We start from the raw sequence: 15591 nt of genomic DNA on the forward strand, positions 1-15591 counted from the left end.
CAGCAACAGGTGTTGTTGCCGACAGAAATTGGTTTTGAACCTTCAAATAAGCTATATATTAGAAATTAAATTCAAACTGTTGATCGTTCCATACTGATCCATTATCACTAAAGTTTGGAGTATATATCTCATCTAATCTTATATGATAATCATGTAGTACAATTTCAGTAATTTGATTGAAGGTTTCAAAAAGGAATTGAACCGTTTCTCTTCTAAACTGAGATGTATTATATTCAATTTGGATTCTCCCATGTGTAGCGTCTTCCAATATTACAAAGGAAAGATCTATCATAGCTGAACCATCCGAGATATTTTCATCGGTTACTACCTTTAATTCGTTGATCTTAAACTCTGTTGGTATCGCGATTTCATAGGCAAACATAAATCGAAATAAGGGCGAGTGTCCAGCGGTCGTCGGTGTTCCAAGAGTTTCAATTAATTCATCTAAGGGATATGCTTGATGCTCTAGAGCTTGCTGCATTGTTTCTTTTATCTGGTCCAGATATTCTTTAAAGGTCATGGCCCCGTCAGCTTTACTGCGTATCGCCAGCGTATTAACAAACATGCCCATTGTTCCGGCAAATTGTTGATTGGTTCTGCCCGAGACTGGAGTCCCTACAACAATATCTTGTTGATTCCACAATAAATACAATGCACTTTTATATAATGTCATCAAAACATTAAACAAGGTAGTTTTCTCACGAATGGCGATCATTCGTAACTTCTCAAAATTCCCTTCTGGTATTTCAAAAGAAATAAGTTCTCCTTTAAAGTTCTGAATGTTTTTTTGTAACGGCACATTCGTTTCTGGTACATAACCTTTAAACGAATCACACCAAAATTTCTCATCGTTTGCCTTGACCTGCCCCTGGTATTGCTCTAATTGCCAAAGCACATAATCTTGATAATCACTTTCTAAAGAAGGTAACTTTTCCCCGTTAAGCAAGGCCTTTAATTCCTGCTCAAAAATGTTCATTGATACTCCATCACTTATTAGATGATGCATGTTCAGAATCAGGACATGATGCTCCTCTTCAATACGAATTACCGCTGTGGAGAAGAGTATTTCACCACTTGTAACATCATAAGGTTGAAGAAACTCATCCATGATTTGCTCTCGTCGTTTCTCTCCAGTTTCAAACCAAAAAATTTCAGGCTCTGCCTTGCTAATAAATTGAACAGGTATTCCTCTTTCATATCCAAACCCATAACGTAGAACGGAGTGTCTTTGAACAATTGTCTCTAACGCTGTTTTTAATAGAGAACGGTCGAATTGACCGAACAAATCAAACTTGGTCACAATGTTATAAGACATACCAATGTCAGGGTTCTGACTCAACAAAAATATTCTCTTTTGTGCCGAGGATAGAGGATAGTATGTCCCTGATTTATCATATTTTGATATTACGTTTGTGTTGTGCAATGATGCAGCCTCAAGCACGACCTTTGTTTGTAAAGAGATGGTCGGATTCTCAAATATGTCTTTTATGGTCAAGTTCTTTTCGAATTCTTTTTGTAGGGAATCAGCTAATTGAATGGCTTGTAACGAGTTACCACCCAGTTCAAAGAAATCTTCCTCAATTCCGATTTCATCCTTACCTAATAAATTAGACCAGTGTGATGCGATTTTAAGCTCCGACTCGTCTCTTGGGAGATTTTTTTGATCTTCTTGACTATCCTCAGCAAGCTCAATGAGTCTTTTACGGTCTATCTTCCCATTTAAAGTAATTGGGAATTCATTTAAGTACACATACTTAAACGGGACACTATATGCAGGAAGCTTCAGCATTAGATAGTTCTTCAACTCATTTTTAGGCAACGATTGCTCAGCAACATAAAAAGCACACAAATAATTGTTCGGGTATACTCCAATAGATAACACCATAGCCTCATAGATCTGAGGATAAGTCATGACATTCTTCTCAATGTCTGCTAATTCAATCCGATATCCTCTAATTTTCACCTGATGATCAATTCTACCAATATACTCAAGTTCATCATTAGGCAGCACACGCATCAAATCCCCAGACCGATACATCTTTTTTCCCGGAATGAATGGATTCTCTACAAATCTTTCTTCATTTAGTCTATCCCGGTTGAGATAACCTCTAGCAACGCCCGCTCCTCCTACATATAACTCACCAATCCCACCTCGGGGGCATAGCTGCTTATCTTTGTTTAGCAAATATAAACTTAACGTAGAAATTGGCTTACCGATACTACGATTATCTGACTCAATATCTTCTGATTTGAGATTCTTGTACGTAGTGAACACTGTGGTTTCTGTAATGCCATAGATGTTCATAATCCTGATGTGAGGATACGCTTTGTGAAAATCGAGCAATCTTCTTGGATGTAAGGCCTCTGCTGAAGAAATGATGTATTTTAATGACAGATCACTTCCTCGATCCGATATAGCGTTTATTAAAACATACAAAGCTGCAGGTGTTTGATTGAGCACTGTCACCTTTTCTTTTACTAGCATTTCGAAAAACATCTGGCTATTATATACAACTGAATCAGGCACAATGATCAATTTTGCCCCTTTAAGTAGAGCACCGTACATCTCCCATACGGAGTAATCAAAGCTCAATGCATGATACATGGTCCAAACTTCTTGTTCATGGAATGGGAAGAAAGGTTCAGCGTTCACAAAGAGTCTGACCACATTAGCATGTTCAATCATAACCCCTTTAGGTTTGCCGGTCGTTCCTGATGTATAGATTATATAAGCAATCTGATCGGCCGAAACCTCAATCTCAAGATTTCCTTTTTCTTCAGTGAGACAGATACTAAACAGATCACTCACAAATAAAACTTGACCTGACTTCAACATTTCATTCCACATAGGAGAAGGTCGATCTGCAATGACAAGTTCAACACAACTATCCTTCAAAATGTGCATAATCAATTCATTTGGATACTCTTTGTTAATTGGGATATAAGCAGCTCCAGCCTTGAGCACAGCGAGTATACTGATAATCGCATCAATTGATTTTTCTAAATAAATCCCAATAAATTGTCCTGAATCTACGCCTTTTCTTATCAAATAGTTGGCCAATTGGTTGCTGCGTTCATTCAATTGTAGATAAGTTAAAGTTTCCCCCTGATAACTAACTGCAATATTTTCTGGAGTCCGTGTCACTTGTTCCTCAAATACGTTATGAATAGTCTGATTATTCGGATACTGTATCATTGAACGATCAAATGAGTTAAGTAAATGCTTGAATTCATTAGGTTCCATAAATGAAAGATTGGCTAATTGTTCTTGAGGCTTAGCTATAATGTTAGATAGTAAACTCAAGAGATAAGAACCATGTCTTTCAATCGTATTTCTCTCATACAGACTGCTGTTGAACTCAAGTTTAACTTTAATAGTATCGTTGTATTCATATGCCTCAATAAGCAGGTCGAATTTAGCTTCGCTGCTTGCAATTGGATATTCAATAATATAATCTTGATCACTAATATGTTGATCGTTGCGTGTCCTGTTTTGCATTATAAACATGATGTCGAATATAGGATTTCTTGCTCGATCTCTTCGAATTGAAAGCTGGTCTATTAAATGATCGAATGGATAATCTTGATGATCTAAATCTTCCATCAAAGATTGCGACACTTCGTTCAGAAAATGCGAAAATATTTTCTCCCCGGAAGGATAATTTCGCAATACAATCGTATTGACAAATAAACCAATACTGTCTTCAAAACCGTGTTGCGTCCTCCCCGACACTGCCGTTCCTAGAATTACTTCTTCCTGACTGTTGTATTTATATAACAGCACATTATATGTTGCCAGAAGTACGCTAAATAAGGTTGTCTCTTGATCTAATGCCAATTTTCTTAACGCATTAGTCATATTAGCCTCGATTTCTATCCAAACGGTTTCTGACTTGCCCTCCTGCTCCACCATTCTTGAATAGTCAACAAGCAAGCTATCTTCCGTTAATTCCCCGGCCATTTTTTTAGCCCAATAATCCTGATCTTCCTGGAGTTTTGTTGAATTTAAATAGTTCTCAAACCAATAAGCGTACTGCTGATAAGAGGCCACACCATGCTTAACCTGTTCATCGTTATACAATTGAATAAACTGGCTCATTAAATGCACATTAGAAATTCCGTCCGTTACAATATGATGCATGTCTATATATAAATCAAAGCTATGTGCATCTACTTCCAATACGGAAACTCTTAGTAACGGGGCTATATCCAAATCGAATGGTCTGATCCACTGACTAGTTTCAGGAGGACAATCCCATTCTTGTAACTCAATATCAAATGTATGCAGTACAGTTGGTATAATGGCTCCATCAACTAGCGTAAATTTTGTTCTCAAAATTTCATGATTCGTCAACAATGTATTAAAACAAGAGCGAAGTTTATCCAAAACCATTTTGCGATTGATTCTGTATCTGCCTGAAATATTATATTTAGTACTTTCTTTATTCATTTGACACATCAGAAACATACGTGTTTGTGCTGGGGTTAACGGATAGTATTGTTGAGTTAATTCTTGCTTTTGTTCAATCACAACAGCATCATACGTATCTTGAGTCTGTTTTTGCTCAATTAACCCTGCAAAATCGAAAGGTGTAGGATATATAAACAAATCCTTTATCGAAACGTTAACTCCTAAATTTCTCTTTATTTTGGAAATAAACATTGTCGCATATAATGAATGTCCACCCAATTCAAAGAAATGATCTCTCGGCTGAATATCCTCAATTTTAAAGATATCCTCCCATATCTTAATAATGGTTGATACCATCGGGGTGAGTGGAACATGGTCAATCTCAGTTTCAATATCCATCTGCTCCAAAAGACGAATATCAACCTTTCCTCGATCCGACAGAGGAAGTTCACTCAGAAAAACAAACTTGGTTGGTGTCATGTAGTGAGGTAAAATTTCAGATGCCCATAATTTTAAATGGTATTCCGACAATTCCCGTCCTTCTGTTGACACAATAAAACTACATAAATATTTTCGAGACTCCGTCTCTTTCAATAACACTATTGCCTCTTGCACGTCCTCATGGTTCAATAAACATTTTTCAATTTCTTCCAATTCAATACGATAACCATGGAGCTTTGCTAGCCTATCAGTTCGTCCTAAAAAATCGATTTGTCCACTTGCTAACCATTTCGCTTGATCACCTGTTCGATAGACCATCTCATTATCATTAAAGGGGCTTAGTTTGAATTTTTCATAGGTCATCTGCGATAATCCCGTATATCCTACAGCTAAACCTTCCCCACCTATCACTAGCTCTCCAGGAATCCCCACAGGTTGCAAACGGTCATATTTATCAAGTATATAAACATTCTTATTTATCATCGGTCTACCAATTGGTGTCGTTTTCCAACGCTGGATTTCATCAAGATTCACTTTGTAATAGGTCGCATCTACACAACATTCCGTTGGACCATATACATTAAAAACTTCTAGATTCTTATAACCTGGTGAATGGAACAAATCCATTAGCAATTGATAGGGAACGGTCTCTCCTCCAATTAATAATCGGCGTAAAGAGTGTGGGGTTCTCTCTTCAACCAGAAGTGACCTAATATAACTTGGACTTCCATTCATAAGCTCAATTGTATGGTTGTCAAGAAATTGAAGTAACTTTTCGTACTCCAACCGTTCTTCATTAGTTGCTATTACTAACGTGTGCCCTAGTAATATAGATCCGAATATTTCTTCAATAGATTGATCAAAGAAGAAAGGCGCAAGTTGTGCAACGTTCAATCGCTCATCAAAAGGGGCATATATCTCCTTGGTCAGCCCTATAACTAAATTTATAATGCTCCTATGCTGTATTTCGACCCCTTTCGGTTTTCCGGTAGTACCCGACGTATAAATGATATATGCTTTTTGACTAGAGTCCACAATTGGAGCTGTCGGAGAAGCACTTAGCTCTATATTGCAGGAATTCACCTTGTCTATTAAAAGATGATGATGATTTCTAATTTCTGATCCTTGTATCGAGAAAATCTGTGATTCTGAAAGAATCAGTTGAATATCACTATCCTCTATAATATAAAGATTCCGATCCTGAGGCGCTTCAGGGTCTAAAGGCACATAATGAAATCCAGATCTCAAAACTGCCAGTACACTAACTACAAAAAAATCGTTGCGATCAAATAACAAGCCGATAGCTGAACCTTGATCCAAGCCACTATTAAGGAGCACATTAGATAAACGCATCGATTCGTTTAATAACTCCTGATAATTCAATTCCCGATTGCAACTAACAATAGCTGTTCTATGAGGATGGGTAACTGCCTGTTTTTCAAACATCTGAAAAACAGATGAATATTCTGGCAAGATAAATTTAGTTTCCGGTAGCAATTCTTGCCTCTCTCCAGGCGTCAATAAATCAAAATCGCTCAGTAGCAATACTTTCTTCTCTGTAATTAACTCCGCTAACTTAAAGAAATGCCCTTTAAACAAATCCACTAATTGCTCATCATAGATATTGCTATCGTAGCTCAACAACATACTAGCTTTATTATCATAGACATCTACCACAATCTCTAAGGGATAGTGGGACCTCGAAGAAAAAGCAATGTTGATTACCTGTAGCTCGGATAGTTGATTATTTAAATTTTGCAGGTAACTTATCTCAGTTTTAACACTGTCACCATGATTATTAAAAATCAGAATATGATTGATTAATTCCTGAGCAATTTCACTATCCGCCTGAATTTGGTGTAAAGGATAATATCCATATTGCCTTGATCTAAGCATGTCCTCTTGCATATTTTTAATAATTGCAGAGAAGGTAGTATTTGAATCCGTTCTCACCCTCATAGGAATTGTATTTACAAACACACCTAAAGCATGTTCAATATCATCTATACTAGGATCTCTAAGGGACGTTACTAATCCGTATACAACATCCTCTGAATTAGTATACCTCTGTAGCATCATGGACCATATCGCTTGAAAGATCACATTTATTGTGACACGATGTTCTAATGCTATATTGAATAAGGCACGAAACAATGAAGACTCAACTGTTATTTCCAATTCTTTATACTTGGGAAGACAGTTTTGATAACGCAGCGTCGGGATTGAATGATTAGCATCATAACCAGACATGTAAGAATACCAATAATCAGATGCATCCTTCCAATTTTGATGATTTAACCACTTGATGTAACCTTCATCGGATGTGCCAATTAATACTCTTTGATCCCTATCAGACTGTATATGACTCTCATAGTTCATTAATATATCCTTCAATAAGATTTGAAAGGAATATCCATCGATCAGAGCATGATGGTAACTACAGATTAATTTGAATGATTGATCGTTTATGGTAACTACAGAAAAACGCAAAATCGATTCTGCTGAAACAGAAAAAGGATTTAGACGATCTTTTTCGATATGAGTTTGTAGGAATTGTTCCTGATCACACGTCTCCATCGATGATGCATCGCTGTAATTCACCGTTATCAAACCTTCTTGTTTAACCACTCTAACCGGTTGATCTACATCTTCATATTCAAAATAAGTGCGTAAAATCTCATGATATTGAGAAATTTCACGTAAGGACGCAACAAATTTTTCATAATGGAATATGCCATTAATATCAATAACGAACTGTTCTACATATGCCCCTTCTTGCTGCTGATCATTGATAAGATGGTACATTAGTCCTGCCTGTATAGGGGGAATCATATCTATCCTTTGTACATCACTCATTATGAGGCTCTCCCAAATTTTGTTTTTTTATTAAAACCTTTTCTACTTGTTGTTGTTGCTGACTATTCAGTTGGGTATATTGATAGTGACTTCTTCGCTTCCGCTGTTGTAAGTTACTCTTGTCCTGAGTCGGAATGGATACCGGTTTGTCCTTACTCACATGTTCAACGAGAGATTTGATGGTAGGGCGCTCAAAAATATCTTTAACATCATAGTTAAATCCCTTTTTCTTCAGAAGCGCAATTACTCGCATGGCTTTAATAGAATCTCCTCCGAGGCTGAAGAAATCATCCGAAATACCGATTTGTGTTTGGCCGAGCACCTGATGCCATATTTCAACAATCTCTTTCTCTTCGTTATTCCTTGGCGGAATATTTTTTTCTTCCTGTTTGAAGAGACTCAAATCAATACGTTTAGCTTTATTTCGATCAATTTTCCCACTGGCATTCAAAGGAATATTATCAACAATGATTATTTTTTGTGGCACCATATAACGTGGTAACTGCTTTATTAATGCTTCACGTATAATTTCTTTTTCTAAATCTCCTTCAACAACAACAAGAGCACACAACATCTCACTTTCATGCTCAAGAGACTTATAATCAAAGACTACGGTTCGCACTACCCCTTCAATTCCACGAATAGCTGTCTCTATCTCTTCCAACTCAATACGGTGACCAGAAATTTTCACCTGATTATCTTTTCTTCCCATAAATTCGATTGTTCTGTCAGTTTTAAGTACACCCAGATCACCCGTTCTAAAAAAATCCCCTTCGCCAGGAATAGAACTAGATAAAGGAATAAACTTTTCCTTAGTCATATTCTCTTTGTTCAAATATCCTCTAGCAACACCAAAACCTGCAATTACAATTTCTCCTGGGACATACGGCGGTAAAGGTCGGAGCTTTTTATCTACCACATAGATGCATTCCCCGATTAATGGTTTCCCAATTGGTATTGGCCCTACTTCATGACTGTCAACATCGAAAAGTGCAGACCAAATCGTTGTCTCCGTTGGTCCATATGCGTTGATAATCCTAGCATCGGTACGTTTGCGAAGCTGATGAAATAATTCCACGGGAAAAGATTCCCCACCGACAATAATTGTCTTTAAAGATTTCAAAAAATGATTAGAAGCTGCTTCATCTAAGATATGTTTCAGACGAGATGGTGTAGTTTGAAACATAGTAACAGGTCTAATCTGTTGTTCATGTTGCCGAAAAATCTCTTTTCTCTGAGTAATAATAATCTTCAATTGATTTAATCTTTCCAGACTCTCCTTGACTCGGACAGAATCAATTCCAAAATCTATTAAGCTGGCAATTTCGTTAATTCCAACTTCATACAATTCATTCACCATGACTTGACAAGTTTCTATGGTCCCAAACATAGCAGATGTATTCCAATATCTCTCGAAAGCAAGTTCAAAAATATCATCTTCTGATTCTATGTCAATTTCTTCATTTATCTGATCGATAAATCTTTGAATCAGTCCGGCACTTGAACGCAAATAGTTACAGAATGGACCTTTTACAACATCTCTAACCTCATCAATATTTTCACCCAAGTAGGTATGGATCATTAAAGTTACTTTACCGTGAGTTGAAGGATAACCACTATCATTCAAAGCCTTTCTATAAATTGAAATATTGCTTTTTAATGTTTCCAGATCTTGCCCTAATAAATGTGTAAGTACGTTTGCACCAATTTTACCTGCTTTCTCAAACGTCTCAGGATTACCAGCTGACGTTACCCAGATTGGTATATTTTGAATAGGTTTTGGATATGAACGTAGTGATGTTGTTAGACCCATTCCATTTCTTCTTTCCACCTCTCCTCCCTTCCACAACGTTTGTACTTCTTCGATCTGTTTATACATGATATCTTCTTTTTCATGAAAACGATCTGGTGCCAAACTAAAATCTTGTACATGCCAGCCGGATGCGAAGGATACTCCAGCACGTCCGTGCGAAAGATTATCAATCATAGCCCAATCTTCAGCTATGCGTAAGCTATCATGTAAAGGCGATACCACGCTTCCAGCCCGAATCTTAACATTTTTTGTTATTGAAGATAGAGCAGCACCTGTAACTGCAGGATTAGGATAGATTCCGCCGAATTCATGAAAATGGCGCTCCGGAGTCCACACTGCTTCAAAACCATTTTCGTCCGCGAAAATCGCAGAATCAAGAAGCAAATTATAAATCTCATTAGTACCGTTCTCTCGACTATCATTTCCGAAAAAATATAAACTGAAACTGAGTTCATCTGACGATTGTAAGTATCCGCGATGAGCATCTAATTGTTCCTGATTTTCTGCTTGTAATACAACTTGAATACCATTACACAGGGTCCAGAGCAATTCCAAAATGGATATATCAAAAGAAACCGTTGTAATGGATAGCAGCGCCTCTTTTGATGAAGGTTTTATATGCTCGTTTAGACTATTAAAGAAATGAACGACGTTTCGATGTTCAATCATTACTCCTTTGGGTTGACCTGTCGAACCCGAAGTATAAATCACATAGGCGAGTGAATTCGCATCATGATTTCTCATCGGAATCTTAGAGTGCGCTTTCTCGAAATCCCACCCCGTCAAAGCAATTAATTTTAATGAAAGCTTATAATCTTCCGGAATTTCTTCAACAATCAGTGCGATCATGTCGCTATCTTCTATTAAATAACGAATGCGCTCTTCAGGTAATTCCGGATCTATTGGTATATATGCAGCACCTGACTTCAAAACACCTAGGATTGCTATAATTAATTCCAATGAACGAGGTAGACAAATTCCAATTTTATCATCCTGTTGAACCTTCAAGTGGGTGGTCAGATAGTTGGAAAACGAGTCTACCTTCTTCTGGAGGTCTCCATAAGTGATAAAATCATCTCTAAATACCACTGCCACTTCATCATGGAACTTAAGAGCCATTTTATCAAAAATCATATCAATTGTAGCTTCTTGACCCTCATCAATAATTTGAAAAGGTCTTTCTAAGGAATAGTACACTTTGGAAATTTCCTCAATGGGCAAGAGTGAAATCTCTTCCAACTTAACTGTTGGATTACTAACTATTCGATTTAACATACATACAAATTGACGTGAGAATTCTTCGATAAAGTCTTTATCGAAGATTCCAGAATTATAGCTAAAAGTAAACTCCAAATTATTTTCCATCGGGGTCACTGTTAGAGTCATATCATATGGTGTTGTCTCATGCACTTCATAATTTATGACTGAAATATTATAATTCTTTTCCAGTCTTGCAATATCCATTGGATAGTTTTCAATCACAACCAGTGTATCGAATAGACGGTCTATCTTCCCTAAACCTGCATATTCATGTATTTTAGTTAGCGGCGTATGCTCAAACTCAACGATCTCATGAAACCGGGTACCACATTGCTTGATTACTTCTTCTATGGTCTTTTGGTCATCAAAATTAAATCTAAATGGAATTGTATTAATGAACAGTCCCATTGCTTCTTCAATTTTTTCTAGTGCTATACTCCTACCTGACACAGCAATACCGAATAATACATCTTCACTCTGACTATAGTTTTGCAACAATATCCCCCATGCCGTGTAAACTGCCATGGCCAACGTGGATTTATGGGTATTAATTGCATTCACTAGTAGCTTTGTATCACTTTCTCCGACGAGGAGTTTATGACTTAAAAATGAAGTGGAACTTGAATTATACTTTTTAAATAAAGATGATTTTGTATACCCACTTAAGAAACGTTCCCAGTATTTCTTCTCAGCCTCTGTGTTTGTATTTCTTAAAAAATTTATAAATTGGCTATATTTAATGACTTCATGATTACTTTTGATATCTTTGGAAAAAATTAAGTTTTGATAGCTTTTTAACCAACGTTCCATAAAAATCATATTAGACCATCCATCCATCAACATGTGATGAAATGCAATGATGATATGCCATTCACTCTTCTGGACTTTTAATAACCCTACATGAAAGGGATGATTCTGCAGATCAATTTTACTACGTAACAACTCTAGCTGGTCAGATATATCATATGTTTGTTCGCTTTTAGATTTGCTTGAAACTAAGTCAACAAAATGAAAAGGTACTTTATGTTCCTTTAAAATAATTCGAACAGGCCTTTCGATGTTTTCCCACCGGAAAATAGTCCGTAATGTTTCGTTGTTACATGTTGTATTATCTAGCGCTTGCTTCAATAATTCCTCATTTAAGTTTGCTTGAATGTGATAATGGTAGACCACATGATGTTGCTCTTGGTTAATCATATGTTCAAAGAGCATCCCCTCCTGCAAAGGAGACAAATCAGTGACGGCTTCTACATTTTGCTTAGCAATTGTCATATTCATGTCGATGTACCTGAGTTGACCCTCACCCTAGGCTGAATTAGCCTTGAATCGGCACTATTTCTACTATCTCTAGATTTGCGGATATCCCGAGTTATATTAATACGTTTTAGCCAGCGGTCTTTCCCCTCATATTTGGCTGTGAATGGCTTTCTGCCATGAACAGCACGGAAATTATCAACAAAAAGGACTTCTCCTGGCTGTAGCGAAATATCGATAATAGCTTTGTCTATTTGACTTACAATATGTTCTAAGGCTTTTTTGGCTTCATCATCCTCTTCATCTACTACCCCCATAAAGAAAGGATCAAGTCGTATATATGGCGATTCATAATCACCAAATAGCACAGACAAATTTTTCTTTTGGGAATATACGGACTCTAACTGTTCAAATATCTCTAAATTACTATGTCCAGTATTATTTTTACTGAGGTGTGACTCGTCAGGTAAAATATAAAACCTAGGTTCAAACAAAATATCTTTATATCGTGTATCTAAATGAACCATGTCTATGGAAGCATATGTTGTAGCAATTGCATCAGGGTTACGCAGACAGAGCAATCCCAGATAGTCAGCTCGATAATCATGGAAAGCTTCCTCGGTGTGCCACCAAAGCAGGCTGTTACTTCCCGAACCCAGTTGTTCGTTCTCATCTCCTTTAACAGGGAGTATGTTGTGAATATAGAACCCCTTCTGCTGAGTGCTCCAACCAAAGAGGTCGCCTAAAAGTGAACCGCATAATGAAAAAAAGATCTCTTCTTTTTTAGTAAGTATCGAGTCGGGTCTTTCCATCCAATGAGTAGGAGTAAAGCCAATACCATCTTCATCTACTGGAAAACCTGAAATGACTAAGTGAGCTTTGTCTTCTAAATACTTGAACTCGACCAATTTTCTCTTTAAGCTGCTAGGCAAGCCATGTCCTAAAAAAGAAGCATCAATTAAGTAGCGATCTGTTTCTAAATCATAGTTAGACGATATACTCCCAATCAATTCCATAATTTCTTTTACCTCGTCATGTGACAAAACATATTTGTTGACCATAACAGATCTCCTTTCTCATGTTTTATTTGTTTATCTGCTGTTTCCATGTGGCTGAGCCATCGCGACCACGATTTTCCTATTTCCTTTATATGTATTTCTGCCATGGGCCATTAACATATTATCCAGCATTAAGACATCCCCCTCTTCCCAAGGAAACGCTTTGCTTAACTCTTTATACCGATCTTGTATTTCATCAATTATAGAGTCAGGTATGATACTACCGTCACCGAAGTAAGTATTTCGCGGAAGATTTTCGTACCCTCTTTCCTCGATAAGCCATTCTCTTGCTTCTATAGGAAGGCTAGAGACATGAAACAAATTTGCTTGATTAAACCAAACTGTTTCCTTGGTAACAGGATGGACAGCCACTGCTTCTCTTATGGTTCGTGTACGCAAATGATCCTTCGAAATCCATTCATATTCGATTTCATTGTTTGTACAATATCTCTCAACCTGCTTGGGGTCTTCTGTTTGAAAAACATTTTGCCACGACAGATCGAGGACACCGTCATAATTTCTTACATACATCACCTTTTTATCAATAAATTCTTTCTTTAATGTTGAATCTAGTGTTCGAAACATTTCTCTACTGTCAGCAATCGGGGTTTCACCACCCTGCTCAGCGTTTAGTTGACATGAAAACCATATTTTCATAGGCCAAACTTTGGAATAAGAGCTTTCATTGTGCATAGGAATACATTGGTCTTTTGGGTATTCAGTTGAAGTATAAATATTGTCTTGAACTTCCGTTCTTGGAGTTGATCTTTCACTGTACTTAAGCAATTCTGAACTAAATATGCTCGTGACTTTTCCAAACTCAGCTATACTTGATTTATCGTATCCCCGAAGCAAAATGCTACCTTTCTTTAATAATAATTCTTCAAGCTTTAATTTATTTGTTGATAGCCATTGATTCAGTTTGATCCCGTTTTCTATGGGGCTAAAAGTACATATAGATTCAGCTATTTCGCTTGTAATTGAGTCTTTTATTTTAATCATTTGTAAATTCCTCCTAGTATTTTTCGTCATATCCTAGATTTCATATGCTTTTCTGAGGGAAAGAGTATGGAAAACGAAAGATAAATCATTAAAACGCTTAGAGCAACAACCAATGCGATGGCTCCAATAGTCAAACTTGATGGTGCCCAGACCCACAGAAATGTCCATGAATAGCCTTGATAGATTTTTGGTAAGAAATAAGTCGCAAATACAATCAACGCAAAACTAGTTATAATTAGTAATAGTTTAATCCAACCCGCAGGCGAAGGAACTTGGAACACTCTTTGTTTCTGATTGTACATTCTAACTAAAAGAAAACTTACAATAACTACAGAGCACGTGCTAATTAAAATAATCCCTTGCATTATCTTGTGTAATATCGTGAACATACCAGTTCTTGACGGTTCAGGGCTGTTTCCTAATAACAACTGTTCGATACCCATTGCCATAGAAAAAGCTGCTTCCGTATTCATATTTGCCATTACCGTAACCCCTAATTTCTTACCCTTGTTAATCAATACGTAGGATGAAAAACCGGGATTTGCTCCAGAATGTTCAAGTTGCTCACCTTCAAAACTGTAAACTTCCCATCCACTTGCATAATAAGGATCACCTTTGAATTGTACAATTGATTTATCCGGAATATGAGATTGCTCAATAATTCCCTTAAATTCAGAAATTGATATCAGATCAAGTTGAATTTTCATCCATCGGATCATATCCTCAGCATTAGAAACAATATATCCAGCCGGTGTGTTCCCGCGATATGTTGGTCCGTTATATAAGATTGTGCCGAAGAGCCCTAGTTTATGACCTGGAGATTGATTTTCTGCTTTTGGAATCTTGGCTAACGGAAAGGTGTTGTACAAACCTAAAGGTTTGAATACATTTTCAATCATATAGTCTTCATAACTCATTCCTGAAACCTCTTGAACAATCAATCCGATGATATCGTAATTTAATGTTGCATACTCATAGTTTTCTCCCGGATTGTGGACTAATTCTATCGGAATCACACTCCTTACCGTCTCTTTTAAAGCATCCGGACCAGTGCTAACAGGGATTTGAGTAATTGAATTGTTAGCTATTCCACTTGAATGATAGAGCAGCTGCTGGATTTTGATATCTTTTTCCACAGCTTGCAAGTGGGCTTGGAACCACGGCAGATACGATTTAATGTTTTCATTTAAGTTAAGCTTTCCTTGTTTAGCTAATTGCAACAATGCAATGCCAGTAAAGGCTTTAGAATTGGAACCCAATTCAAAAAATGTCTGTTTATCAATTGGAAGGTCTTGGTTACCATTGTCTCTAACTCCATATCCTCTGCTGTATTCAAATTGATCGTGAACAACTGCTATTGATATTCCTGGAATATTTGATTCTTTCAATTCTTCTGTAATATAAGAATTGATTGCATCTTCGAGATTTCTTGGACTGGAACTAGCAAACCCTACACTATTTAAGAGAAAAAAGAACACTAGTGTTAACATCCAACT

Annotated in this window: 5 protein-coding genes; all 5 read right to left on the minus strand. The window is 36.9% G+C overall.

Annotated features, from left to right (window positions below):
- Positions 1 to 58: 58 nt before the first annotated feature.
- The 5 genes from ACT89M_RS19475 to ACT89M_RS19495 are packed head-to-tail and all read right to left on the minus strand — an operon-like array spanning position 59 to position 15585.
- Positions 59 to 7708, minus strand: a complete 7650-nt coding sequence (locus ACT89M_RS19475) for a non-ribosomal peptide synthetase (RefSeq protein ID WP_308722805.1) — start codon at positions 7706 to 7708, stop codon at positions 59 to 61.
- Positions 7701 to 12059, minus strand: a complete 4359-nt coding sequence (locus ACT89M_RS19480; RefSeq protein ID WP_341181066.1) for a MupA/Atu3671 family FMN-dependent luciferase-like monooxygenase — start codon at positions 12057 to 12059, stop codon at positions 7701 to 7703. Before ACT89M_RS19480 ends, ACT89M_RS19475 begins: the two co-directional genes overlap by 8 nt.
- A complete protein-coding gene (gene gntD / locus ACT89M_RS19485; RefSeq protein ID WP_154888191.1) occupies positions 12056 to 13096 on the minus strand; it encodes a guanitoxin biosynthesis L-enduracididine beta-hydroxylase GntD in 1041 nt (346 codons plus the stop codon). The genes ACT89M_RS19480 and gntD overlap by 4 nt, the downstream gene beginning before the upstream one ends.
- Positions 13097 to 13126: 30 nt before the next feature.
- Positions 13127 to 14095 (minus strand): TauD/TfdA family dioxygenase, encoded by a 969-nt coding sequence (locus ACT89M_RS19490; protein WP_186809614.1) that lies wholly within the window; start codon positions 14093 to 14095, stop codon positions 13127 to 13129.
- A 26-nt stretch (positions 14096 to 14121) separates the two neighbouring features.
- Positions 14122 to 15585 carry a serine hydrolase domain-containing protein gene (locus ACT89M_RS19495; protein WP_253492694.1) on the minus strand — a complete coding sequence of 488 codons (1464 nt, stop codon included), beginning with the start codon at positions 15583 to 15585 and terminating at the stop codon, positions 14122 to 14124.
- Positions 15586 to 15591: the final 6 nt, after the last annotated feature.

The sequence above is a fragment of the Paenibacillus sp. NN59 genome (assembly GCF_057597225.1).